The organism is Diaphorobacter sp. HDW4A, from assembly GCF_011305995.1.
In the GTDB taxonomy this organism is placed as follows: domain Bacteria; phylum Pseudomonadota; class Gammaproteobacteria; order Burkholderiales; family Burkholderiaceae_C; genus Diaphorobacter_A.
The window spans coordinates 2,508,652-2,533,527 of record NZ_CP049910.1 but is presented as its reverse complement, the minus strand read 5'-3'; the positions used below and the strand labels follow the sequence as shown (position 1 = coordinate 2,533,527).

At 61.2% G+C, this 24,876-nt stretch carries 24 protein-coding genes; 14 read left to right on the top strand and 10 right to left on the bottom strand.

Annotated features, from left to right (window positions below; all coding sequences use genetic code 11):
• The first annotated feature begins 62 nt into the window (after positions 1–62).
• Positions 63–1,106: a linear amide C-N hydrolase gene (locus G7047_RS11425; protein ID WP_166312020.1), complete on the top strand. Its 1,044-nt coding sequence runs from the start codon at positions 63–65 to the stop codon at positions 1,104–1,106.
• A 120-nt stretch (positions 1,107–1,226) separates the two neighbouring features.
• The gene (locus G7047_RS11420) at positions 1,227–1,925 is read left to right on the top strand and encodes an SRPBCC family protein (RefSeq protein ID WP_166305141.1); all 699 of its coding nucleotides are present in this window, start codon (positions 1,227–1,229) and stop codon (positions 1,923–1,925) included.
• Here the strand turns inward: G7047_RS11420 and G7047_RS11415 are convergent.
• A complete protein-coding gene (locus tag G7047_RS11415; protein WP_166305138.1) occupies positions 1,919–3,148 on the bottom strand; it encodes an MFS transporter in 1,230 nt (409 codons plus the stop codon). The two genes, G7047_RS11420 and G7047_RS11415, sit on opposite strands and share 7 nt — an antisense overlap.
• Positions 3,149–3,494: 346 nt before the next feature.
• Between G7047_RS11415 and G7047_RS11410 the strand changes: the two genes are divergently transcribed.
• Both G7047_RS11410 and G7047_RS11405 read left to right on the top strand, forming a co-directional pair.
• Entirely contained in the window at positions 3,495–4,544 is a 1,050-nt protein-coding gene (locus G7047_RS11410; protein WP_166305135.1) for a methionine ABC transporter ATP-binding protein, read from the top strand.
• Positions 4,545–4,548: 4 nt separating this feature from the next.
• Positions 4,549–5,214, top strand: coding sequence for a methionine ABC transporter permease (locus G7047_RS11405; protein ID WP_166305132.1), 666 nt, complete (start codon positions 4,549–4,551; stop codon positions 5,212–5,214).
• Positions 5,215–5,280: 66 nt separating this feature from the next.
• On the opposite strand, the gene G7047_RS11400 is transcribed toward G7047_RS11405, so the two are convergent.
• Entirely contained in the window at positions 5,281–6,759 is a 1,479-nt protein-coding gene (locus G7047_RS11400) for a hypothetical protein (protein WP_166305129.1), read from the bottom strand.
• Between the two features lie 18 nt (positions 6,760–6,777).
• A complete protein-coding gene (locus G7047_RS11395) occupies positions 6,778–8,229 on the bottom strand; it encodes a hypothetical protein (protein WP_166305126.1) in 1,452 nt (483 codons plus the stop codon).
• Positions 8,230–8,373: 144 nt separating this feature from the next.
• Between G7047_RS11395 and G7047_RS11390 the strand changes: the two genes are divergently transcribed.
• The 3 genes from G7047_RS11390 (at position 8,374) to G7047_RS11380 (ending at position 11,398) form a co-directional block, all read left to right on the top strand.
• A complete protein-coding gene (locus tag G7047_RS11390; RefSeq protein ID WP_166305124.1) occupies positions 8,374–9,474 on the top strand; it encodes a DUF6817 domain-containing protein in 1,101 nt (366 codons plus the stop codon).
• A gap of 180 nt (positions 9,475–9,654) precedes the next feature.
• Complete coding sequence (locus G7047_RS11385; protein WP_166305122.1) at positions 9,655–10,458, top strand: MetQ/NlpA family ABC transporter substrate-binding protein; 804 nt, start codon at positions 9,655–9,657, stop codon at positions 10,456–10,458.
• A gap of 202 nt (positions 10,459–10,660) precedes the next feature.
• The gene (locus tag G7047_RS11380) at positions 10,661–11,398 is read left to right on the top strand and encodes a response regulator transcription factor (RefSeq protein WP_371813866.1); all 738 of its coding nucleotides are present in this window, start codon (positions 10,661–10,663) and stop codon (positions 11,396–11,398) included.
• A gap of 54 nt (positions 11,399–11,452) precedes the next feature.
• Here the strand turns inward: G7047_RS11380 and G7047_RS11375 are convergent, their stop codons facing one another.
• Genes G7047_RS11375 through G7047_RS11350 form a run of 6 tightly spaced genes read right to left on the bottom strand, consistent with a single transcriptional unit; the run spans position 11,453 to position 16,858 of the window.
• The gene (locus G7047_RS11375) at positions 11,453–12,211 is read right to left on the bottom strand and encodes a nitroreductase (protein WP_166305118.1); all 759 of its coding nucleotides are present in this window, start codon (positions 12,209–12,211) and stop codon (positions 11,453–11,455) included.
• A complete protein-coding gene (locus tag G7047_RS11370; RefSeq protein WP_166312019.1) occupies positions 12,208–13,416 on the bottom strand; it encodes a thiolase family protein in 1,209 nt (402 codons plus the stop codon). The genes G7047_RS11375 and G7047_RS11370 overlap by 4 nt, the downstream gene beginning before the upstream one ends.
• A complete protein-coding gene (locus G7047_RS11365; protein WP_166305116.1) occupies positions 13,416–14,885 on the bottom strand; it encodes an AMP-binding protein in 1,470 nt (489 codons plus the stop codon). Before G7047_RS11365 ends, G7047_RS11370 begins: the two co-directional genes overlap by 1 nt.
• Positions 14,878–15,480 carry a biotin transporter BioY gene (locus tag G7047_RS11360; RefSeq protein ID WP_240939457.1) on the bottom strand — a complete coding sequence of 201 codons (603 nt, stop codon included), beginning with the start codon at positions 15,478–15,480 and terminating at the stop codon, positions 14,878–14,880. The genes G7047_RS11365 and G7047_RS11360 overlap by 8 nt, the downstream gene beginning before the upstream one ends.
• A 13-nt stretch (positions 15,481–15,493) precedes the next feature.
• Entirely contained in the window at positions 15,494–16,087 is a 594-nt protein-coding gene (locus tag G7047_RS11355) for an energy-coupling factor transporter transmembrane protein EcfT (protein ID WP_166305114.1), read from the bottom strand.
• Positions 16,088–16,105: 18 nt separating this feature from the next.
• On the bottom strand, positions 16,106–16,858 hold the full coding sequence (locus tag G7047_RS11350; RefSeq protein ID WP_166305112.1) for an energy-coupling factor ABC transporter ATP-binding protein: 753 nt from the start codon (positions 16,856–16,858) through the stop codon (positions 16,106–16,108).
• A gap of 469 nt (positions 16,859–17,327) precedes the next feature.
• Between G7047_RS11350 and G7047_RS11345 the strand changes: the two genes are divergently transcribed.
• The 3 genes from G7047_RS11345 (at position 17,328) to G7047_RS11335 (ending at position 19,870) form a co-directional block, all read left to right on the top strand.
• A complete protein-coding gene (locus G7047_RS11345; protein ID WP_240939456.1) occupies positions 17,328–17,720 on the top strand; it encodes a CidA/LrgA family protein in 393 nt (130 codons plus the stop codon).
• Complete coding sequence (locus tag G7047_RS11340) at positions 17,717–18,463, top strand: LrgB family protein (protein WP_371813865.1); 747 nt, start codon at positions 17,717–17,719, stop codon at positions 18,461–18,463. Before G7047_RS11345 ends, G7047_RS11340 begins: the two co-directional genes overlap by 4 nt.
• Positions 18,464–18,577: 114 nt before the next feature.
• Positions 18,578–19,870 (top strand): DEAD/DEAH box helicase, encoded by a 1,293-nt coding sequence (locus G7047_RS11335; protein ID WP_166305110.1) that lies wholly within the window; start codon positions 18,578–18,580, stop codon positions 19,868–19,870.
• A 73-nt stretch (positions 19,871–19,943) separates the two neighbouring features.
• Here G7047_RS11335 and G7047_RS11330 read toward each other — a convergent pair whose 3' ends face one another.
• Positions 19,944–20,579 (bottom strand): FMN-dependent NADH-azoreductase, encoded by a 636-nt coding sequence (locus G7047_RS11330; RefSeq protein WP_166305108.1) that lies wholly within the window; start codon positions 20,577–20,579, stop codon positions 19,944–19,946.
• 169 nt (positions 20,580–20,748) lie between these two features.
• Here G7047_RS11330 and G7047_RS11325 point away from each other — a divergent pair, with 169 nt between their 5' ends.
• From G7047_RS11325 to cysW, 4 genes are all read left to right on the top strand, one after another.
• The gene (locus tag G7047_RS11325; RefSeq protein WP_166305106.1) at positions 20,749–21,660 is read left to right on the top strand and encodes a LysR family transcriptional regulator; all 912 of its coding nucleotides are present in this window, start codon (positions 20,749–20,751) and stop codon (positions 21,658–21,660) included.
• 207 nt (positions 21,661–21,867) lie between these two features.
• Positions 21,868–22,890 (top strand): sulfate ABC transporter substrate-binding protein, encoded by a 1,023-nt coding sequence (locus G7047_RS11320; RefSeq protein ID WP_166305104.1) that lies wholly within the window; start codon positions 21,868–21,870, stop codon positions 22,888–22,890.
• 158 nt (positions 22,891–23,048) lie between these two features.
• Positions 23,049–23,924 carry a sulfate ABC transporter permease subunit CysT gene (gene cysT, locus G7047_RS11315; RefSeq protein WP_166305102.1) on the top strand — a complete coding sequence of 292 codons (876 nt, stop codon included), beginning with the start codon at positions 23,049–23,051 and terminating at the stop codon, positions 23,922–23,924.
• Positions 23,921–24,826: a sulfate ABC transporter permease subunit CysW gene (gene cysW, locus G7047_RS11310; RefSeq protein ID WP_166305087.1), complete on the top strand. Its 906-nt coding sequence runs from the start codon at positions 23,921–23,923 to the stop codon at positions 24,824–24,826. Before cysT ends, cysW begins: the two co-directional genes overlap by 4 nt.
• Positions 24,827–24,876: the final 50 nt, after the last annotated feature.

Sequence of the window (24,876 nt, the reverse complement as noted above, 5' to 3'; positions counted from 1 at the left end):
AGCTGTCGAGTTTGAACCCACCAGGAGGCTCCCGCGTGAAATCCAACAAGCTTGTGTCGTTTATGACCCGCTCGCTGCTGGTCGGCATCGCCCTCTCCCATGTTCACATGGGTGCCATCGCCTGCACCAGGCTGGTGTTTCAGGGGGCGGATGGCCATGTGGTCACGGCACGTTCCATGGACTGGAAGAGTGACATCACCAGCAACCTCTGGGTACTGCCGCGTGGCATGCAGCGCACCGGAGAGGCGGGGGCGAATTCCATCAACTGGACCTCGCGTTACGGCAGCGTGGTCACTTCGGGATATGACATTTCGACGACCGACGGAGTGAACGAGGCGGGTTTGGCCGCAAATTTGCTGTGGCTTGTGGAGTCGCAGTATCCGACCTTTGATGCGAAGAGCAAGCCCGGTTTGAGCATCGCCGCATGGGCCCAGTATGTGCTGGATAACTTCGCCACCGTGGAGGAGGCCGTCAAGGCGCTGGAGACGCAGCCGTTCACCATCGTCTCGGACAGCGTGCCGGGCGAGAATCGGCTGGCGACCCTGCACTTGTCTATGTCGGATGCGACCGGCGACAGCGCCATCGTCGAATACATTGGTGGTCATCAGGTCATCCATCACAACCGCAGCTATCAGGTGATGACGAATTCGCCGGTCTTCGATCAGCAGCTCGCGCTCAACACCTATTGGCAGCAAATCGGCGGTACAACCATGCTGCCAGGAACCAATCGGGCGGCAGACCGTTTTGCAAGGGCGTCGTTCTATGTGAATGCGATCCCCAAGGATCAGGACGCCAACAAGACGTTGGCCAGCGTCTTCAGCGTGATCCGCAATGTCTCGGTGCCTTATGGCTTGACGACACCGGGCGAGCCGAACATTTCCTCGACGCGCTGGCGCACCGTGTTCGATCATGAGCGCAAGCTCTACTTCTTCGAATCGGCGCTGACGCCCAATACCTTCTGGGTTGATTTGAAAAACATCGACTTCAGCCGTGACAAAGGCAAGGTTCTCAAGCTTGATCTGGGGCCGAATCAGGATCACCCATTCGCGGGTGATGCGACTGGCGCTTTTCAGCCTGCAAAGCCTTTCAGGTTTCTTGGTATCTGAGTCGTGAAGCGATGACACAAGGGCCGTCTGGGTGACCTGGCGGCCTCTTCAATTCTGTGCACCCGGCGAGATGGAGCAAAGCCCGATATGCTTGCGCCATCGATCGATGGAGTTGGCGCTATGAATTGGCGAGCGAATGACATGTGCGTGGGCATTGGCTGTGTTCTGCTGCTTTTCGGAACTGTGGCGAATGCGGCTGCCGATGAATATCCTTCAGTCAGCAACGCGAATGCGGGCGCACGTGCTCCGCTGCTGGTATCGCCGCGTTCGGTGAACGTGCAGCGTGATGGTGACCAGTTTCATGTGGATGCGACCATCCATGCCGACGTGCCTCAGAAGATTGTCTGGGAAGTACTGACTGACTTTTCTCATCTGGTACAGATACTTTCCGATGTGCATGTCAGCGACGTGATTCCGGGCGCTGATGACAGGCACTTGTCCATTCGGCAGGTGGGCATGGCGCGCTTCGGGCCGTTCACCAAGAAGTACGAATCCACCCGTGAGGTGGTGCTGGTGCCGCAGGAGCAGATCAGCGCGACGAATGTGGCGGGCAATGTGAAATCGATGCACAGCGTGATGACGTTGTCGCCGGAGCCAGGTGGAACCCGGCTCGTGTATCACGCAGATGTGGAGCCGGGATTTTGGTTGCCGCCGTTGGTGGGGCCCGCAGCGGTGCGTGATCAGACGGCCGAGCAGTTTTCGGCGTTGATCGTGGAGATGAAGAAGCGCGAGGCGGCGGCGCGAGCAGCTACTTCGAACGCAATTCAGCCGAATGCTGCGTCTGGCAAGAAGCAGACGCGCACCGCGAGCGATCAGTAGCTGGCCGCTGGCAGTTCCTTGGTGCGCCACACCATGGTGCCAATGACGATGTTCATCAAAGCCATGGTCGAGCAGAAGATGATCAGTGCGGGATTTAACCCCAGATGGTCGGCCAGCCAGCCCACGGCCATGATCGGGACGATGGTGCCCATGTAGCCGATGATGAGGTAAGAGCTCAGCAGCCCCGCGCGCTCGGCGGGCTTGGTGAGCTTGGCGACCACGCCCATGCCGCCGACGTTGGCGAGGCCGTGCCCGAACGAGGTGACCAGCACGGCGGCGATGAACAGCCAGGCCTCGCCGGTGTAGATGGTCAGCATCAGCAGCACATTGCAGACGGCGAGCGCGGATTCCGAGGTCAGCACGACCGACTTGGTTTGGAGGTTGCGCACCGCATACTGAAAGGCCGATGAGAGGAACAGGATCATCGCGATCGACAGGCCGCTCACGGCAGGGCCGCTCCAGGGTACGAGCTCCTTCATGAAGCTCGGCGCGAGCGATGAATACAGGCTGAACATGCCGAACGCGCTGAACGCGCCCATGCTGGCCAGCCAGAACTGGCGACGACCGTTCGCGGGTGGAAAGGTCATCTTGGGCATCCAGCGAGCGAGCGGGCGGGTGTTGTTCTCAGTGGCGTGGGGATCGTGCTCATCGAGCGGCTGGGCGACCGGTTCGGCGCGCAGCTGGAAGAGGGCGTAGACGGCGAGCGCGCCCATCAGCATGGTCGGAATGTAGGCGGTGACCAGCGGCTTGGGTATCCATTGCGCCATTACACCGCCAAGCAGCGGGCCGATGCCGAAGCCCAGCGTCATCGCCACGGTGGTGAGTGCGGCGATGCGGCGCGGATCCTTGCCGGGGCTTGCCTGCACCATGCCGACCGAGGCGGAGGTGGTGATCATCCCCGAGGCCAGGCCTATCAGCATGCGGGCGACCATGAAGGAGGGCACGTTCCATGCGAGCGCCGATATCATGACGCCCGTGGTCATCACGATGAGGCCCGCGCGCAGAATCGGCAGAAAGCCGAAGCGCTGCGTCAGCCGCCCGAGGAACAGCAGGCTGATGAGCACTCCGAACATGTAGAGCACGAAGACATGGGTGATGTCGCTCGGGCGCAGATGCCATTCCGACTGGTAGATGGGGTAGAGGGGGCTGGCGAGCGCGGTGCCCATTACGCCCACGCACATCGAGTATCCGATCCAGAGAACAGGGGGCCAGCGGCGTTGCATGAGTGGTGAGAGGAAGCGGAGCGGGCGGGCGATCACCCGGGCCCAAACACAGGCCAAGGGCGCGGCCTTTGGGTTCGCTTAAAATAAGGGGAAACCCGAATGATAGCGAGAGACGAGAGACTCTGCTGTCAGTGTTGGCCCCGAACCGGAGTTGTGAACGTTCTGAATGTTCAGAACTGATCGGTGCTTATAACTCTTGGGTCTTAATACTTAACGTAATGTTCGTTGTAGCAATCATGACGAACGATTACATTTCAAGCCATCCAATTAATTCCTGAAAGCGCGCCGCTGCAGGTTGGTGGGAACAACAACCCTCCAAGCTCGCTGCGGCGTGTTTTTTGCATTCATGATCGACTTACGGGGTATTACCCAGATCTACAAGGGTCCAAAAGGCCCGGTTGAAGCGTTGCGTGGCATCGATCTCAAGATCGGCGCGGGCGAAGTGTTCGGCATCATCGGGCGCTCCGGCGCGGGCAAGAGCTCGCTGGTGCGCGTCATCAATCTGCTCAACCGCCCCACGGCGGGCGAGGTCATCGTCGCCGGGCGCGATCTCACCAAGCTGAGCGACGCCGAACTGCGCGCAGCGCGCCGCGAAATCGGCATGGTGTTCCAACATTTCAATCTGCTGTCGTCGCGCACCGTGTTCGACAACGCCGCGTTGCCGCTCGAACTGGCCGGCCTGAGCAAGGATGCGATCAAGAAGCGCATTGATCCGCTGCTTGAGCTGGTGGGCCTGAGCCAGTTGGCGGACCGTTATCCGGCGCAGATTTCGGGTGGACAAAAGCAACGCGTGGGCATTGCACGTGCACTGGCCAGCAACCCCAAGGTGCTGCTGTCGGACGAGGCGACCTCGGCGCTTGACCCCGAGACCACGCGCTCGATTCTCGATCTGCTGCGCAAGGTGAACAACGAGCTCGGCGTGACTGTTGTGCTCATCACGCATCAGATGCAGGTGGTCAAGCAGATCGCTGATCGCGTGGCGGTGATCGAGGCCGGCTGCATCGTCGAGATGGGTCGTGTGATCGACGTCTTCACCCGCCCCGAGCAAGCGATCACCAAGAGCCTGATCGACGAGATCGTGCCTCAGGAGCTGCCCGCGAGCGTGTTCGATCGCGTGCGTCATCTCTCCGCGCAGGCGCAGGGCTTTGGTCAGAGTGGCCGACTGCTGCGCCTGTCGTATTCGGGCGAGCAGGCGTATCAGCCGATTCTCTCGCGCCTGATCCGCGAGTATTCGCTGGACCTGTCCATCCTGCATGGTCAGGTGGACGAGATCCAGAACCAGACCTTCGGTTCGCTCGCGGTGTTCGCAAGCGGCCAGCAGATGCAGCTTGATGCCACCGTGGCCGAGTTGCGCGCCCAAGGCGTGCTGGTGCAGGAAGTGACGTTGGAGGACTGAAGCGATGTTCGAGAATTTTTCTGAAATGATGCTGGAGCTGTTCGCGCAATCGCTCTGGGAAACTCTCATCATGGTCGGTGTGTCCGGCCTCATCGGCGGGCTCATCGGCATTCCGCTCGGCGTCTTCCTGCGCCTGACTGACAAGGGAGGCGTGCTTGAGAACGGCGCGCTCAACAAGACCGTTGGCTGGATCGTGAACGCCGTGCGCTCCACGCCGTTCATCATTCTGCTGGTCGCGATCATTCCGTTCACGCGTCTCATCACTGGCTCGTCCATCGGCACCTGGGCTGCGGTCGTCCCGCTCACATTGGCTGCTGCACCATTTGTTGCGCGTCTGGTCGAAACCGCGCTGCGCGAAGTGGACAACGGCCTCATTGAAGCCGCTCAATCCATGGGCGCGACCACCGGTCAGATTGTCTGGAAGGTGCTGCTGCCCGAGGCACTGCCGGGCATCGTCGCCGGTCTGACCATCAGCTTTGTGAGCCTGACGGGCTACTCGGCCATGGCCGGTGCCATCGGCGGCGGCGGTCTGGGCGATCTGGGCATCCGCTACGGTTACCAACGTTTTCTGCCGGACATCATGCTGGCCGTCGTGATCGTGCTGATCTTCTTCGTGCAGGCCATCCAGAGCTTGGGCGACTGGGCCGTGCGTCGCTTGAGCCACAAGTGATCAACGCCTTCGCAAACTGACGAATGGGAGCCTCTGCTCCCATTTTTGTTTTTGAGGATGGACTGTTCAGCGGCGCAGGCTGATGCGGTAGGTGCGAGACTTGTCCGGGTTGGCCGTCTGCACCGCTAGGCCGGTGAATTCCAGCGTGCCGCTTTCTGTATTCCACTGCATGGGCTGGTTGTCCCAGGGATTGCGCAGCGGCTCCGGGCGGTCCGCGAGCCATTGGCTCATCTTCTCAGGCGCAACGCGCTGCTGCATTGCCTGCAGCTGCAGCAGCGCGAGGCGGCGGTAGCCGTCGGTATCGATGGCGCGATGGATGCAGTGCACATAGTCCGACAGGTCGGTGATACCCAGCAGATGGTTGCCGATGGGGTTGCGCGCGCCATGCCATTGCGCGTGTGCTTCTTCGAGCGATTCACGCTTGTCGGAGGCCGATTCTTCCGCAGTCTTGAGCTCGGGCGGCGGCACATCGGCGAGCTGCACCAGAGGCGTCCAGCGCTCGGTGATGATGTTGATGGTCTGGTTGGGTAGATAGAGCAGGGCATTGACGGACCGGCGGGCATGTCTGATCCACGAGTCGCTTTTCGACAGCTCGTTCTCCGTGGCGTTGCCCTCGCCCTCATCCGCGTTGCTCGGCAACTTGAGCGTCACGCCGAGGGAATGGGCGATGCTCGCCGAATAGGTCATCTCGGCCGCCAGTCCACGGCGGATGGATATGCGCAGCGTTTCCAGCAGTTTTTGAATGCGGGCCTCGTCCTGAGGGCGCATGCGATCACCGGTGCGGGTGATGGCGTTGCTCAGCCATTTGATGGTGGCGTGGTTCATGGAGGAGGTGGCAAGGGAGCCGGCGTTGAGCCGGTCCGATGCGCCCGTGCATTGCCGCACGGCCTCGCCGCGCTCCAGCAGATCCAATGCCTCGCCGTAGGCCTTGTCGTTCCACAACAGGCTGGCGCGGGCCAGTTGCAGCTCGAATCCGGCGAACAGTGCAGAATACGGCGCGCCTTGCGCCGCCACAAAATTGGGAAGCACATTGGTGCAGTACGGTGCCCGCGCAATGTTGGCCAAGCGAGAGAGCACCGCGCGCTGGTGCGCGTCGGGCGTCGCGAATTGTTTGCGTCGCTGGACGAACCACGCGATGCAGTCGGCCTGCTCGGGTGGGCATCTCAGCTCATCGGGAAGAATCTGCTTGCGGGTGAGCGCGCTGGTCGGCGCTAGCGGTTTGGGGGCGTTCGCATGATTGGTGTGGCCAAGGCGCTGGTTCCATTTCCAGCGCTCAATCTCGCGCACCAGTATCTGCTGTCCGAGCTGCCGCGCGGGCTCCACCGCGTCGGCTTTGGGGTTGACGGGCGCGGGCGCATCGATCCCCGCAAGAACCAGAAAGCCGTTGCCGCGCAGCTGGTTCTCGGTCGGCGCCGTGTATGTCAGTGCCTTGCGCGACTTGTCGCTCAGCGGCTCATCGTTCCAGTTGGCAAGCAGCAGCACGCCTACCGCGAGAACCACCAGCGCGATCAAAGTGACAAGAAGTCCGACAAAGGCTTTGCGCATGATGTGCCTTTCAGTGGGTCAGTATCGGATGCGGTAGGTCTTGGAGCGCCCGGGATTCTGCGTCTGGGGTTCTCGGCCCTCGAAGATCATGCTCTGGCTGGTGGCGTCCCATTGCATGGGCTTGAGGGTGTAGGGGTCGTGCAGTTCGCCGGGTATGCCCTGCAGCCAGGTTTGCATTTTTGCGGGGAGGATGTGCAGTTCTCTGGCCTTTAACTGCGCAATTACCAGTCGGCGAAAGCCTTCGACGTCGTATCTGCGCTGCACATACGCTGCATAGTTGGGTGCCGCGATGTCCGTGATCAAACTTCCGGTGTAGTTGCGCAAGCCGAGCCACGACGTACGAGCCTCTTTTTGTGCTTCTGCGGACCTCTTGGCGTTGCTGAATGCGGCATCCCAGTCATGTGCATTGGTGTCGGCAACCAGCAGAAACTGCGCCCACCACTCGGATTGCTGGTTCAGCGTTGCGTTGGGGAGATAGGTGGCCTTGTCTAGCTTGCCGCGCAGCCATTGCCCCCACACAGGGCTCTTCTCGCTTGCAATCGCGGTGATGTCGGCCCAGTCCTGCGAGCTTTCAGCCACAGAGGCCATGAAGATGGTCATAAGAACAGCCTCGCCATTCAGGCCGTCGCGCATAGGCACGACCGGCGCATCAAGCAACGCCTGCATGCGTGTAATCGAAGCGGCGGGGATCGTGGCCTGTGTGGTCGCGATCACATCGCTGATCCAGCGAAGCCTGCGGTACTGCATCTGCAGTGCGATGACATTGCCCACAAGGTGATGACTCGTATCTGCAAGTCGCCGCGTGAGCCGGTCGCTTTGCTCCAACAGATCCAGCGTCTTGGCCTGCTGACCTTGACTCCAGAGCAGACTAGCCTGCGCCAATTGCAGCTCATGGGCACGCGTTAGGTGCTGGTAGGGCGGAAAGATCTGCTCCATATAGGGCGGAAAGAAACTCTCGAAGCGGTTGGCCTTGGTGGCCGCCGCAAGGCGCATGAGCGTGGGCTGCTGCGCGGCCAGCACGGGCCCTAGCGCGTTAACATGCTTGAGATACCACTCATGGCAGCGCGGCGCGAGGTCGGGCTTGCATTGCAGCGCGTCCGGAAGAATGTCCGAGGCCTTCATCGCCGATGCAGGTTGGAACGGTGGCGGTGCTTTGGCCGGATTTCCGTGGGTTGTATCGAACCACTGCTTGCGCTCGATCTCGTTGTCAAGGCGTTGCCTTCCCGCTTGCATTGCGCTCTCGACCGGTGAGCGTCTGCCCACCTCATCGAGCGGCGCATCAAGTCCCGAGAGAATCAGAAAGCCGTTGTCCTGCAACTGCGCCTCGGTCGGCATCTTGTAGCTCGACAGCAGGGCCTTGGTCGGCGTGCTCAGCGGTTCATCGCGCCAGTTGGCAACGACGATGAGGGCGATCAGCACAAGACCCAAAGTGAGAACCAGCAGCAACGCATGTTTGATCAATGAGCGCATGGCTCGACTATCTCATAACTGTTTGTTTGGACGTGGTGCTGTTTCGTGCCACGACATGTGGCACTTTTCCCGATGCGTCTCGGCGCCTTTGCGGGCATAGTGCGAAATTTCGACGACTTTCAAATCGAACAAGGAGCCTCACCCATGTCCATGCCATGGCACCGTCTGGACCCGCAACTCTTTCAGCGCGCGCAGCAATTGCTCGACGAAAACTGGATTCATCAGGACCCGGAACTCGCCCTCGTGTTGCCAGTGGTGCTGGAGCGGGGCGTTGGGCAGGACTGGCACAAGGCCGGAACGTTCCGGCACCACCTTTATGGCGTGGCGCGCTCGCTTGCGTTGTGGCGCCAGCCGCATGACGTTCAACTGCTCGGGCTGCTGCACAGCGTCTACGGCAACGCCTTTGTCGATCTGGTGAAGTTCGATGCGCGCACCGAGCGCGCGCGGCTGCAGGAATTGGTGGGAGAGGAAGCTGAGTATCTCGTGCATCTGTTCTGCACCATGAGCCGCAGCCAGTTCATCAACAAGGTGCTGGAACGCGACTTCGATGACGATGGCGGCATGGAGCTTGAGCTCAACGGCCCCGCGCCGCGCGCGACCGTGCAGCTCACGCCGCGCGAGGTGGCGACCTTCATCATCGTGAGCATGGCGGACACGATAGAGCAGTGGTTCAGTTGGCAGGAGGAGATTTATTCGCGCTCGCCCAACGTCGACATCTCGCGCAAGCAGACCGTGCACTGGGCCGCGTCGCTGTGGCCGGGCCCCATGCGGCCGCCGAGCCGCAAGATTTCGCAGCTGTCGCAACTGGGGCTGGCGCTGCAGCACCCGGGCCTGAAGAACCAGTTGCCGATACCGCCCGTGTTCGACCAATGCACCCAGAGCGTGAGCAAGGAGAGCGACGCAGCGGCGACCTCGCTCTACTGGTCGGTGATCCAGCTGGATCAACCGCTGGTCGATCTCGACGTGGTGACCCATGTGCTGGAGCAGGCAGTGCGCATGAACCCATGGGTGGGCGAGCCGCAGATGGTGCTCGCACAGGTTTATCTCTCGGCGGACCGGCAGGAGGATGCCGTGAGGGCTGCTCAGAGTGCGCTGCAGTGCTTCAGCGCGTGGGGCAATGCATGGGACAAGCGCGTGCAATGGGACGCGTGGATTGCATGGACGCGGATTCTGCTGCAGTCGGCCGAAGAGGGCACCTGGCCGGAGAGACTGGACAAGCTAAATAACCTGGCGCTGAGGGTTTGAGATTGTTTTTTCGGATTACATAACTAAGTGTGGCTTCACACCATCAAAGTTGGCACGGGTGGGAGTCAGAGAACCGTACTTGAAGTTGTTTGCATATGGAAAAGGAATCTTATATCTGGTCGCAGATATGGATTACGATGTGCGGTTTCACTTTTCCTATTTGGCAGAAAGCAGAACACCATGTTCTCCAAACGCATTCTTCTTCAATCGACCCTCGCACTGGCTGCGGCCGCTACGTTCTCTGGTGCTGCATTCGCTCAGGACAAGAACTCCATCAAGGTGGGTGTGACGGCAGGCCCGCACGCCCAGATCATGGAGCAGGTCAAGAAGGTTGCAGAGAAGGATGGCCTCAAGATCCAGATTATCGAATTCGGTGACTATGTGCAACCCAATGCGGCCCTGTCCGCTGGCGAACTTGATGCCAACAGCTACCAGCATCGTCCGTATCTGGACGCGCAGATCAAGGACCGTGGTTACAAGATCGGTTGGGCTGCCGACACGGTGAATTTCCCGATCGGCATCTACTCCAAGAAGATCAAGAAACTCGAAGACCTGCAGCCCGGTGCAAAATTCGGCATTCCGAATGACCCGACCAATGGCGGTCGCGTGCTGCTGCTCTTGCAATCGTTGGGTCTGGTCAAGCTGAAGGACAACGCGGGTCTAAAGGCCACGCCGCTGGATGTGATCTCCAATCCAAAGAAGTTGCGCTTCGTGGAACTGGATGCTGCTCAACTACCACGTTCGTTGGATGACCTCGACGCTTCGGCCATCAACACCAACTTTGCGATTTCGGCAGGTCTGAATCCAAAAACAGACGCTATTGCTCTTGAGGCTGCCAAAAATCCATATGTAAATATTCTTGTCATTCGAGATACAGATAAGGGCAAGGCTTGGGTGGGCAAATTAATTAGTGCCTATCACTCGGATGAGGTCCGTAAGTTCATAGACACCCAATTCAAGGGTTCTGTCATCTCTGCGTTCTGAAACTGACAAATCCAGTCGCCGTGCGCCTCGGTAGCTGGTTTTGATGCTGGTTAAGAGTTTCCTCAATGACAGATATCATTTCCGATTGACTACAGTAATTGTGTATTTTCGGCAAGAATGCCATAACAATTATTTACAATAGACTGTAGCAATGGTATACACATTGTGAGTGAGTAAGTGTTTTTGTGCATGGCGCAACGAGATGTTGATGGCGAAAATTTGCAAAACTTGTAGTTTCACTATGCAACAAATTCTCACATCATCAGTCAAGTTCACAGTCGCAGTCGTAGACGGTGATGAAACACATCGCATGCAGGTGTGTCGATTCCTTGAAGAGTCCGGTTATACGACTTGGGGGGCGAATTCGATAGAAGACTTTTACATCGGCCTTCTCAAAGAGAAGGCCGATCTGGTCATCATTGATCTCGATCTGGGCGTGGATCCGGGCCTGGCCCTGATCCGCAGGCTGGTCGCGCAGCGCATTCCGGCCATTGTGCTGTCGCAGCACGCCAATTCCGGTGCGCGGGTGGCGAGTCTGGATGCGGGGGCGCTGCAGTACTTCATCAAGCCGCTGTCGCTGGCCGAGTTGGGGGCGGGCATCAGAGCTCAGTTGCGCCAACTGGAAATGCGCGTTACCAACGCCGAGCAGCAGAACTCCTGGCGTCTTGACCTGAGCGTGCCGCGTCTGATTGCACCAAACCAGAAGACCATCCGCCTGACCAGTCGTGAGTGCGAACTGCTCGAGTGCTTGATGGCAGCCAACGGCGGCATGGTGTCCAAGACCAATCTGGTCAAGGCCATGGGGCATGCGGAGGCAGAGGACGGGTTTCACCGCATCGAATCCTCGCTGATGCGTCTGCGTCGCAAGACGCTCGCGGGCACGCAGTTGATGCTTCCGGTGCGTGCTGTATTCGGCAAGGGGCTGGTTTTCGTTCCCTGAGACCTTGGTTGCCCTGTTTTTTTATTTACCAAATGGTCAATAGTTAATTTCTAACTATTGAAAATTCGCTTCGCTTGTAGGACGGTACGCCGAAGGCTTTTCTGGGTCGGTGTGTATTTCCGAGCGTTGTTCAAAATACATGTCAAGTGGGATTCTCCGCGTCTCCGTCTGATTGACAGGGGCTTTTTCGTCGGGCCAACCCAGTGCCAAACCGCAGACGATGTGCTGATCGCTTGGCAATCGCAGCACCTCACGCACCGTGTTGGCATGCGACGCCATCGCACCAATCGCGCAACTACCCATGCCGAGTACCGAGGCGGCAAGTTGCAAACCGTGAAGCGCCATTCCAAGATCCATGTAGCCACCAGCTCCAAAGTTCGCATCAATGGTGACAATGAGTGCGACGGGAGCATCAAAAAACTGGTAGTTGCGCGCAAACTGTGACTCGCGGCCTTGGGTATCGTCGCGTGCTATGCCGAGCGCGCTATACAGTGCCTGAGCGGCCGCCACTTGGCGTTTGCGCAACTGCATGGGCATGGGACGAGGGAAGTAGTCGTAGTCTTCGCGCTCTTCTACGAACTGTCTGCGGTTGTGCATCAGCGCTCGTGTCAATGCTGCGCGAACATCTCCGCTGACTTGAATGAATCTGCCGGGCTGTAGATTGGCCCCGCTCGGCGCAGCGCGCGCTGCCTGCAGTACTTGCGTGAGCAGCGCCTTTTCAACTGGCTGATCGGTGAAGGCGCGAATGGATCGGCGCTGGTGCAGGAAGCACAAAGCCTCTGCAATGGTGTTTGAAGGCGTTGATTCACTCATCGAGGGTTTCCGATTTGAACCATGCAGGCCGCGCCCAGCCCGCCAGCGCCCGCAATGGCCGCAAGGCCCAAGTGAGGCGTCTGCATGTGGTTCATGGGCATGGTGTGCAAGGTGTTCAGCAGACTCACCAGCGCGACTGCGCCCGATGCGCCAATGGGGTGGCCACGTGCCAGCCCGCCGCCATGTGTATTGATGTCCTCTGGTTGGAGACCGAGGTCTTCGCAGAACGACAGACCTTGCGCCGCGAAGGCGTCGTGCACTTCGATGGCTTGCATATCGTGGGGATGGAGCGGCGGCAAGTCGCGCTGCAGCGAAAACCGCTGCAGTACGGTCTGCGCGGCAAGGGCCGCCGCCGTCATGGGCATGCGCGAGTCTTCGCCCACGCTGGCGCTGGCCACCCAGCGTGCTGGCGCTGAAATACCGAGGCGCTCGCACGCTTGTGCGGAGGCCAGCAGAAGCATCGCCGCTCCGTCGGCCTTCGCGGAGACAGTGAGGGCGCTCAGTCCGAACCGATTTTCCGTATCCATGCTGGACTGTGTGATCACCGGCATGCGTGCGGCGCGCGCGGGAAGGATGGCGCGCGGGTACATGTCGTACCCACAGCCCGCAATCGTGATCAACTCGTGAAGTTGCGAAGACTGCCGCGCTCGCAATGCACGTTCGTGGCTGAGGAGTGCATAGGCGTCCTGCTGCGCGCGGCTGAATTGCCGCTCCCATGCGTGCTCGCTCGCAGCCTCTAGCAGGTCCGGGTCCTTTGCGGGGTCGGGCGCGAAGGCGGGGCGCTCGAAGGTTGTCGGAATGTCCGTGGGTCGCAGTGGCCTGGTCTGGCGGATTGGAGCGCGGCTCCATGCCTCAACGCCGCCAGCGACGACGATGTCTACCTGTCCCGATGCGATCAGGCCCACGCCCATCGCGACGGCATCGAGTCCGGCGCAGCATTGGCTGTCGACGCTGAAGGCCGCACAGGTTTGCGGCAGTCCAGCGGCGAGAGCTGTCATCCGCGCAGGATTGCCGCCAGCGCCCATGGCATTGCCCAGTACCACGGCGCCAACCAAGTCTGCGCTCAGATTCGCTCGAGCGAGCAGCGCCTGCAGAACTGGCGCGGCGATCTCGTGGGGCTGCAGCGCATTGAATGCGCCCCCCTTGGGCGCGATGGCGCTGCGGGCCCAAGAAAGAATCCCCGCAGCCATTGGAGCGGGGCGCATCATGACAGCCACGGCATGAGCACGAGCGCGGTCCCGCTTGCATTCAACTGCTGCTGCACAAGACTTGCAAGCGCGCGGTGATTGGTCTTGCCACTGCTGGTCTGCGGCCATTCGCTGGCTACCCACCAGTTGCGCGGATGCTTGAAGCTCTCGGTACGGCTGCGCAGCCATTGCGACAGCTCATGTGTCGATGGCGGTTGGCTAGCGCCATCGCGCCATTGCACGACCGCATGGATCAGCGTACCGCGCAATGCATCCGGCACGCCGAGCACCGACGTACGCGCAATGGCGGGGTGGCTCTGCAGCAGGTCTTCGAGTTCTTCGGGAAATAGATTTTTGCCGCGCGTCACGATCATGCGGCTTTCGCGACCCGCGAGATGCAACAGTCCGGCGGTATCGATATATCCCATGTCGCGCACGGAGAGCCAATTGCCGTCGCGAAGAACTCCGGTGCGATCCACGTTTTGGCCGACGTAATCCATGAACACCATGGGACTGCGCAGATAGATCAGTCCGGCGCCATCGGTGGATTGATCGGGTGTGTGGCGAATCGACAGCGCCACGTTGCTGAAGGGTCTGCCGACGGCAGATGCGGGGGCGTCGGCATCGGCGTCCATCCAGGCGATGTAGCTGGCCTCGGAGGCGCCGTAAAATTCGACGATGCGTGCGTTGGGAAACAGTCGCTTCAGGGCGGGCGTCTGCGAACGCATCCATCGTGCTCCGCTGATCTGTACGAGTTGCACCCCCTTGATCGGCGGCAGGCCCCGCTGTTCGGCCCACTGCAGCATCAGCAGCAATTGGCTGGGTACCGCCACAAGCACGGGGGCGGCATCATCGGCCAGCCACTGCAGACAGCGTAGCGCCGAGAATTTCTCCTGCACTACGGCACCTGCGCCGCACCACAGGCCGTGCATCACGCCGAACAGAAACAGCGAATGCGACATGCGTCCTGGTGCGAGCACGCGCTGCGCGGCGACGGGGCCGAAGTCCGCGATGCTCACGCGAAAGCTTTCCGTCCAGGAATGGTGGTGGCGCATGAATCCCTTGGGCACGCCGGTGCTGCCCGAGGTGAAGCCGGTGTAGAACGGGGTGAGTGACGTGGCCTCGAACTGATCGCTGGTGGCTTCTGGCATGCAGACGGACACCTGCTCATGCATGCTGGGCGGCCATTCGGGATCTGATACCGCTGCGCAGCGCCCGCTCGCGATGATGGCGAGAAAGTCGATCACGCATTCCAGCGTTCCGCGTGACGTGTCCAGCAGCAGCATGGACGGTGCACGCCTTTGCGTAGTAATGGCGCGACGCGCGACGACTTCGTCATGCAGTTGCGCGAAGCTCAGGCTGTGCGTCTCGCTCCGCAATGCGACCGCATTCGGTGTCAGCGCGGCCCAGTGCGCGAGCGGGCCGTGCACCAGCTCCCAGAAGCCGTGCAGCGGCGCGGCCAGTGGATGCGCTACGCGTTCAGGCACGGCGGCCACCAAACTGCCAGTCGGGCAGACCACGTGCGACGGTGTGGGTAATGACTGCGCAAAGCACGCACTTGATCAGATCGCCCGGCACGAAGGCGAGCGTGGTGAGCACGGCCTGTTTGAGCGACATGTGGGCGAGCAGCATGAGCCCGGCGACGCCCATCGCATGCAGTGCAACCAGACCACCGATCAGCGCCGCGACGAAAGCGCCCAGTCCGATCAGCGCCGGGCTGCGTTGCGGCATGGCGCGCATGATGAGTCCGGCGATCAGCGCAGCCGGTGCGTAGCCGAGCAGATAACCGGCCGAGGGTGCCACGAACACGCCGATACCGCCGCGTCCGCCCGACAGCAGCGGCAGACCCGCAGCGACGGCAAGCAGGAACAGCGCCATGGCTTGAAACCCGCGCTTGGGGCCGAGCAGCACACCGGCCAGCATCACGCCGAGCGACTGCGCGGTGATCGGCACACCCATCGGCAGATCGATCTTGGGGATCAGCCCGAGCACGGCCATGAGCGCGGCGAACAGGGCGACCTGCGCCATGGAGGACGCAGCCGAGCGCGAGAGGGTGTTGGGGTTGGTGGTGTTGTTGTTCATGGATGAGTTCCTTTCAATGACCGAGACGGGCCCACAACGCGTCCGCGACGCGGCGTGTGGCGAGCAACATGTGGATGGCGAGGGGTGCGATCAGCCGAAGACCGCCGGGCTTGCCGGTGCGCAGCCGGTAGGCGTCGGCGAGCTTTTGCCACTGGGTGAAGAAATGTTCGGTGAAGCGCAGCATCAGCGCAATTTGCAGCGCGAGGCGCTCGGGATGCAGGCCGAGCCGCGACAGCGGCGCGAGCAGGCGCTCAAGCACGTCCACGATGTCCGCAGGCCGGGTGCTCACGGTGAGCGCCACCCCAAGCACCGAGGCGCAGACGAGGCGCAGGGTGCTCACCGCCGCGATGCGGTAGTTGCCGAGAACGGTGTGGAAGGCGGCCACCAGCAGCGCTGCGATCAGAACCGACAGCAGTAGACGCCGGGCGGGCTTGGTAGCCGCGCCCAGCGAGAGCCAGAGCAGGGTGCAGGCGAGTGCTGCGACCGCGAGCACCAGCGGCGACTGCGTGATGAACAGCAGCGCACCGAGTAGCGTCAGCGCGAGCAGTTTGTGCCCCGCTGCGATGCGGTGCAGCCATGTTGGAGTGTCGCTGTAGAGGCTTCCCATGTCGGTGATCGCTTGGTTTCAGTGCAGCGGGTGATGGATGGTGCGTGCGGCCACATCGGCTTCGTAATCGGCGCATACCTCCACGCCGCAGCCGTCGGCGCGCACGCGGCCCTGATCGAGCCAGATCACGCGGGAAAAGCTGCGCACATGCGAGAGCAGATGGGTCGAAACCAGCACCTGCTGATCGGCGCAAGCGATGTCGTGTGCGAGTCGGGTTTGACCCGGCAAATCGAGGCTGGCGAATGGCTCATCGAGCAGCAGAACGCGGGGCTCGGCCGCTTGCAGGGCGAGCCAGCACACCTGTTGGCGCTGGCCTTGACTCAGGCTGCTGACAGCGCGGTCGGCCCAATTGGCGATGCCGCGCTCGGCCAGAAGGGCGCGTGCGGCTTCTTGGGCCTCGGCCTTCTTCATGCCGTGTGTGCGCAGAGACAGTGCAATTTCCTCGACGACCACGGGAAAGATGATCTGGTCATCGGGGTTCTGGAACATCAGCCCGACGAGTGCGGCGCGGTCCTGGCCCGCCGTCCGGATCTCTTTGCCGCCAATATGCACGCTGCCCAACTGAGGTGTGTCCAGCCCGCACAGAAGGCGCAGCAGACTCGTCTTGCCGGCGCCGTTGTCTCCAATGAGTCCGATGCGCTGCTCGTGCAGGGCAATGCTCAGGTTGTCGAACACCCGTGTGCGGCCACGATGGAGTGTCACGTCTTTCAATGTGATGCCGCGGGGTTGGCTGGCGGAGATCGGCGAATGGGGCGAGGGGGGCAGATTCATGGCGCTGTCGAGAAAAGGGAGCCACTCGAATGGTTGAGTGCGGCGTCTTTTCATTCTATGAAGCGCAAATGACGCCAACACCTGCTGAATTTGCTTTCAAGTGAATTTAATTGCGCTGAAAAACAGGCCTGAACTTCGGTTAAATTGCAGCGGGTTTGACAACCTGTTGGACGAAGTTGCGGGGTAGATGCAAGCAGTTTCTGATTGTGAAAATGGAATGTTGTTATTTCTGGCGTAACGTCGCTCAAAATCCGTCAAATCCGTTCATTTGTCAATTCGAAAACGGATAAATTGACGGATGTCATGTAACGCGGTCCGTGCCATCACTCGGAAATACGGTCGATTTCGCACTGCGACACGCCGAATTGGGCTCTTGGGTAAGCTCACTGGGTTGAAATCGATCACTTTTTGCTTTGTTGTCACGCATTTCCCGCGTCGGCTCTTCATTTCCCCTTTTTATAGCTTTCACGTGCCTCTGCTCTTCATTGCCCTTTCGTTGGCGGTTCTGGTCATTTTTCAGATCGCAGGTGACTTTCTGGTTCGCGCTTTGGGTTTGCCGGTGCCGGGCTCGCTTGTAGGCCTCGTGGGGCTGACGTTGGCTTTGTTGGTGCTGGGGCGCGTGCCCGCCGCTCTTGGCAAGGTGAGCGGTGGACTGCTGCGCAACATGATGCTGATGCTCGCACCCGCCGTTGTAGGGTTGATCGACAACTTTGGGCGGGTGCGTGACGAGTGGTTGCCATTTCTGCTGGCTGGCGTGGCGGGCGCGGTGATCACGCTCGCGGTCACGGCGGTGATTCTCCAGCACCTGCTGCGCAAGTCGGGCGCGGTCAGCACAGACACGGCGGTGGAGGGCAAGGCATGAGCGGCCTCTACACCATGATCCCCAATCCACCGCAGCCATTTCCTGATTGGACGGGCTTTGCGCTTTCCGCCGTGCTCTGGATCGCGGTCACGTTTGCAGCCTATCTGATTGCGCAGCGGCTGTATCGCCGTTTTGGCGGCAATCCCGTGCTGGTTCCGGTAGCGACGACTGCGCTGATGGTAATGCTGGTGCTGTGGCTGAGTGGCACGCCCTATGTCAATTACGCGGCGGCGACCAAGCCGCTCAACTGGTGGGTGGGGCCGTCCACGGTCGCCATCGCCATTCCGCTGTTCACGCAACTCGATCGCCTCAAGCGCATCTGGAAGCCGCTCGTGATTGCGCTGCTGGTGGGGTCCATCGTGGCAATTCTCAGCGCCATCGGCATTGCCTGGGCGCTCGGTGGAAGCTGGCAGACGCTGGCGTCACTGATGCCCAAGTCTGCCACCATGCCGATTGCCATTCCCATGGCTGAGCGCTTTGGCGGCCTGCCCGCACTGGCCGCCGTGGCGGTGGTGATCACGGGAGTTGTCGGCACGGTGATTTCGCATCCACTCTTGAGCCTGCTGAAGGTGACCGATCCGGCAGCGCGCGGCTTCGCCATTGGTTTGACGGCCCACGCCATCGGCATGGCGCGCGAGTTGCAGGTCAATCCGGTGTCGGGCAGTTTCGCGGCACTGGCGATGGGACTCAACGGAATTCTCACGGCGCTGCTGATCCCGATTCTGATGCTTGCCCTGCAGTGATGCGGGGTGGCATTCAGGCTGGCATTTCGATTTGCCGAGCGCGATGCGCCCGCAGGCCCGACAATAGCGGGTTGCGTTTCGCTTTTTGACGATCTGATCCGTCCGCTTTCATTCATGTCCTTTTCTGATCTGGGCCTTGCCCCTTCGCTGGCGCAGGCCGCTCAATCCCGTGGCCTGATGGCTCCTACCGCTGTGCAGCAGCAAGCCATTCCTGCGGTGCTGGACGGTCGCGACCTGCAGGCCTGCGCGCCCACGGGATCGGGCAAGACGGCGGCCTATGTGCTGCCGCTGCTGCAGGCGTGGATGCTCAGCGACTCCGCCCAGCGTTCGGGGGCCAAAGAGACCCAGGCGCTGATTCTGGTGCCCACGCGGGAGCTGGCGGCGCAGGTCGCCGAGCTGATCTACATGGTGGGCGAATCGCTCGGCAAACGCCCCAAGGTGGCGGTGCTGACTGGCGGCGTCTCGATCAATCCGCAGTTGATGGCGCTGCGCGGCGGGGCCGACATGGTCATCGCCACGCCGGGCCGTCTGCTCGATGTGGTGGAGCACAGCCGTTTGCAGCTCAAGACCATCCGCACGCTGGTGCTGGACGAGGCGGACCACCTGCTGGATCTGGGCTTTGCCGAAGAGTTGCACAAGGTGCTCGCGCTGGTGCCCGAAGGCCATGCGCGCCAGACGCTGCTGCTGTCGGCCACATTTGCGCCGGCCGTGCAGGAACTGGTGGCGAACCTGCTGAGGGGCGACCACGTCAAGGTCGAGATCGCATCCACCCACCATGAAGATGCGACCATCGAGCAGCGCGTTTTCCACATCGACGCCGCCAAGCGCACCGCGCTTTTGCGCGAGCTGGTCGAGCAGTACAAGGGCCAGCGCATGCTGGTGTTCGTCGCCAGCCGCTACACGGCGGAGCATGTGGCGAACAAGCTCTACGACAAGAAAATCAACGCCACGGCCTTTCACGGCGACTTGAGCCAGGGCGCCCGCAAGCAGGTGCTGCAGGAGTTCAAGAACAAGCAGTGGCAGGTGCTGATCACCACCGATCTGGCCGCGCGTGGCATCCATGTGGATGATCTGCCGCTGGTCGTCAACTATGACCTGCCGCGTTCGCCCATCGAATACACCCATCGCATCGGCCGCACCGGCCGCGCGGGCGCAAGTGGCCTTGCCATCAGCTTTGTGAGCCCGGCGACCGAGGCGCACTGGAAGCTCATCGCCAAGCGCAATGCATTGAGGGAAGTGGCGCTCGAGACGCTGCCGCAGTACCCGCTGACGGAAACAACTCCTGAGCGCCAGCCGCATGAGGATGGCGACAACGGCGGGGTGAAGGGCAAGCGCATGAGCAAGAAGGACAAGCTGCGCGCGGCGGCTGCTGCCAATAATGGACAGGGCGAGGGCGACAAGCGCTGAAGCCCGATTGCAGATGCGTGAAAAGCAAAAGGCCGGATCAACCGGCCTTTTGCTTTTTCTGGCGTAATGAAAATCAGACCGCTTCGGCCAGTTCTTCCATTTCAACTGCGGCAGTGATCTCGCTGGCTGCGTTTTCCAGTGCCGTGGCCTTGGCTTGCGGGCCCATGCCGATGCCCTCGGCGCGCACAAAGCGCACGTCGGTGATGCCGAAGAAGCCGAACATCACCTTGAGGTAGCTTTCCTGATGCTCCATCGCCTGGCCTTGCTCGCTGGTGGAGTAGACGCCGCCGCGTGTCGAGGCGACGATCACGGTCTTGCCCTTGGCGAGTCCTTCGGGGCCGCTCGCGGTGTAGCGGAAGGTGCGACCGGGTTGGGCCAGGCGATCCAGCCAGGCCTTGAGCTGCGTGGGGATACTGAAGTTGTAGAACGGAGCGCCAACGACGATCACGTCCGAGTCGAGGAACTGGCGCACGAGGCGCTCGGACACGGCATTTTCGCGCACTTGTGCTTCACTCAGGCCATCGGTCTGGCCGGTGCGGGGTGCCATTGCATCGGCGGTGAAGTGGGCGGGGGCGTCCGTCAGCAGGTCAAGGCGGCTGACCTGTGTGTCTTCGTGGGCGGCCACAAAGGCGTCGACGATCTGGCGGGTGAGTTGGCGGGAAACCGATTGTTCGCCGGTGATGGAGGAGTCGATGTGAAGCAGTTGCATGATCTTGATGTCCGTATGTATGAGTGAATATCTGTGTTGCCACCGCCGCTGTTTCGCTGAAAAGCTTGGCGAGTGGCGATGAATGAATTGTGTAGGCGGGACAATGAATTGATAAGACGGCATAATCGCGACGGATTGTTCTGAAATCATTCCCAATGACGGTATTCCCATGCAAGATCTGAACGACATGCTGTTTTTTGCCGAGGTGGTGGAGCGTGGCGGCTTTACGGCTGCGAGCCGCAGTCTGGGCATTCCGAAGTCGCGGCTGTCGCGCCGGATCTCCGAGCTGGAGCAGGAGCTGGGCGTGCGGCTCTTGCAGCGCACGACCCGCAAGCTCTCGTTGACCGAGGTGGGCGAGACCTACCTGCGCCACTGCCAGTCAATGCGCGAAGAGGCGCAGGCGGCGGCCGATGCGGTCGCACAGGTCAAGGGCTCGCCGCGCGGCACGGTGCGTGTGTCCTGCCCGGTGACGCTGGCCCAGACGGTGGTGGGCGAGTTGTTGCCCGTCTTTCTTGAGCGCAATCCCGAGGTGCGCGTCGAGATGCAGGTGCTCAACCGGCCGGTGAATCTGCTGGAGGAGGGCATTGACGTCGCGCTGCGCGTGCGGCTGACGCTGGAGGAAAGCGGCAGCATGGTGGTCAAGCGCCTGGGCGAGGGGGTGCAACTGTTGGTGGCCAGTCCCGATTTGCTGATCCGCCAAGGCACGCCCAAGACTGTGGAGGATCTGGCGGCGCTGGACAGCATCGCCATGCCATCGTCCGAGGGCCGCAATACCGTGCGGCTGCTCGGGCCCGAGGGGCAGGAGGAGACCGTCGTCCTGCATCCGCGCTATCTGGTGGATGACCTGCTGGTGCTGCGTTATGCGGCGCTCGCCGGAACGGGCTTTTGCTGGCTACCCGACTATCTGTGCCAGCAAGACATGCAGGCCGGGCGCCTCGTGCGACTGCTGCCGGACTGGTCGCAGCCCAAGGCGATTGTCCATGCGGTGTTTCCGTCGCGGCGCGGTTTGGTGCCGGCGGTGCGCAGCTTTCTGGATTTTCTGGGTGACACCGTGCCGGAGCGCAGCCGCGTCTTCAACTGAAGCAGGCAGAAGACTGCGCAATGATGGCGATGGGCTGCAGGCGAGTCGCCACACCAAGAGAAGATGGAGTCAGAGAAAATCGGTTGTAAGCCGCGCCAATGCTTGCTTATGCCAAATCGGGATTATTAAACAAGAATATATTCTTTTGAGTTTTAAGGAGCGATCCTCACAATGATGTAACTATCAAATCAGACGGTGACATCAACAATGACCTCCACCTCCGCCTCCTTCTCCCGCTCGCTCAAGTCCATCATCGCCGTAGCTGCTCTGGCAGCCAGTGGTTTGGCGGCTGCGCAATCCAGCACGCTTTTGAATGTTTCCTACGACGTGGCCCGTGAGTTCTACAAGGACTACAACCAAGCCTTCGTCGCTCATTACAAGAAAACCACCGGCAAGGACGTGAAGGTCGATCAGGCGCACGGCGGCTCGAGCGCCCAGGCGCGTGCGGTGAACGACGGCCTCGAGGCCGATGTGGTGACCTTCAACACCACCACCGACATCGACTTCCTCGCGAGCACCGGCGTGGTGGCTAAGGATTGGGCCAAGAAGTTCCCGAACGATGCATCGCCCACGACATCGACCATGCTGTTCCTGGTGCGCAACGGCAATCCCAAGAATATCAAGGACTGGGAAGACCTGATCCGCCCCGACGTCAAAGTCGTGGTCGTGAACCCCAAGACCGGCGGCAACGGTCGCTACGCTTATCTGGCCGCTTGGGGCTATGTGCGCGAAAAGGGCGGCACGGACGCACAGGCCGGCGAGTTCGTCGGCAAGCTGTTCAAGAACGTGCCGGTGCTGGGCAAGGGCGGTCGCGACGCGACCAGCATCTTCCTGCAGCGCAATATCGGTGATGTGCTGATCACTTTTGAATCCGAAGTGGTCTCGGTGGACCGCGAGTTCGGCAAGGGCAAGGTCGATCCGGTCTACCCGTCGGTCAGCATCGTGGCTGAAAACCCCGTGGCCGTGGTCGAGCGCACCGTCAACAAAAAGGGCTCGCGCGAACTGGCGACTGCCTACCTGAACTACCTGTACACGGACGAGGCGCAGGAAATCGCCGCCAAGCACGCGCTGCGTCCGCGTTCGGAAGCCGTGCTCAAGAAGCACTCGGACGAGTTCAAGCCGATCAAGCAATTCACCGTGGCCAAGTACTTCGGCTCGCTGGGTGATGCGCAGAAGTTGCACTTCAACGACGGCGGGCAATTCGACAAGATCTACACACCTGGAAAATAAGCACCCCCTGAGGCGCTGCGCGCCTTCCCCCTCTCTCGCTGCGCGGGAGGGGGACGCCGCCTCGCCGCGAGGCGGCTCTTGCTCGGCGGCCGCTGGCCTGGGACTGCTGTGGCGTTTGCGCCGAGCCCCGTTTCTGATTCAACTACCACTATTCATCTATGACTGCTGCGGCGCTGAATGCTTCGCCAGGGGCCCGTTCGGACCGGCGCGCTCCCAAGCGCGTGCTGCCCGGGTTTGGGATCACGCTGGGCTATACGCTTTTTTATCTGAGCATCATCGTGCTGATTCCGTTGGCGGCGCTGATGTTCAAGACCTTCACGCTCACCTGGCCGCAGTTCTGGGAGGCGGTAACGGCTCCGCGCGTGCTGGCCTCGTATCGGCTCACGTTCGGTGCCTCGTTCATCGCGGCCTGCGTGAATCTGGTGTTTGGGCTGCTGGTGGCGTGGGTGCTGGTGCGCTACCAGTTCCCGGGCAAGAAGATCGTGGACGCGCTGGTCGATCTGCCGTTCGCGCTGCCGACCGCCGTGGCCGGTATTTCGCTGACAGCACTGCTCGCGGGCAATGGCTGGGTAGGGCAGTATCTGGAGCCCTACGGCATTCAGCTTGCGTTCAATCCCAAGGGCGTGGTGATTGCGCTGATCTTCATCGGCCTGCCGTTCGTGGTGCGCACAGTGCAGCCGGTGCTCGAAGATTCCGAAAAGGAACTCGAAGAGGCGGCCACCAGCTTGGGTGCAACCCGCTGGCAGATTTTCTACAAGGTGATTCTGCCGGGCATCACGCCCGCGCTGCTCACCGGTTTTGCGATGGCGTTCGCACGTGCCATCGGTGAATACGGCTCGGTCATCTTCATCGCGGGCAACATGCCCATGGTGTCCGAGATCACGCCGCTCATCATCATCGGCAAGCTCGAACAGTACGACTACGCAGGCGCGACGGCGGTGGCCGTGGTGATGCTGTTCTTCTCGTTCGTGATGCTGCTCGTCATCAACGCGCTGCAGGCATGGCAGCGCAAGCGTCAGGGAGCTCCGCTATGAGTGGCGCCGCAGTCAACAATTCCCGTACCGTGCGCCGCGCCAAGGCGGGCACGACCGAGGCTCCGTGGGTCAAGTGGACGCTGATCGGCATTGCGCTGGTCTTTCTGCTGCTGTTTCTGGTGCTGCCCCTCGCGGCCGTATTCACCGAGGCGCTGCGCAAGGGCTTTGACGCCTATCTGGCCGGTCTGCGCGAGCCCGATGCCTGGTCCGCCATCAAGCTGACCCTGCTCACTGCAGCGATTACCGTGCCGCTCAATCTGGTGTTCGGTGTGGCTGCGGCATGGGCCATCGCCAAGTTCGACTTCAAGGGCAAGGCCTTTCTGACGACCCTGATCGACCTGCCGTTCTCGATCTCGCCCGTGGTCGTGGGCCTGATGTACATGCTGGTGTTCGGCGCGCAGGGCTGGCTTGGCCCCTGGTTGTCGGAGCATGACATCAAGATCGTCTTCGCCGTGCCCGGCATTGTGCTCGCCACCGTGTTCGTGACCTTTCCGTTCATCGCCCGCGAGCTGATTCCGCTGATGCAGGCGCAGGGCAACGATGAAGAGCAAGCGGCCGTAGTGCTTGGCGCGACGGGCTGGCAGACCTTCTGGCATGTGACGCTTCCCAACATCAAATGGGGTCTGCTTTACGGCGTGATTCTCTGCAACGCACGCGCCATGGGCGAGTTCGGCGCGGTGTCGGTGGTGTCGGGCCACATCCGTGGTCAGACCAACACGATCCCGTTGCATGTGGAAATTCTCTACAACGAGTACCAGTCGGTCGCCGCCTTCGCCGCCGCATCGCTGCTGGCGCTACTGGCACTGGTGACGCTGGCGATCAAGACCTATGCCGAATGGAAGGCTGAGAAGCAGTTCAAGGTTGCGGCCGAAATGCCGCCAGAGCGTCCGGCAACGAATTGAGATTTTCTTCCTCTCCCGCTCGGCGGGAGAGAGGACCGAAGAGGAATTGA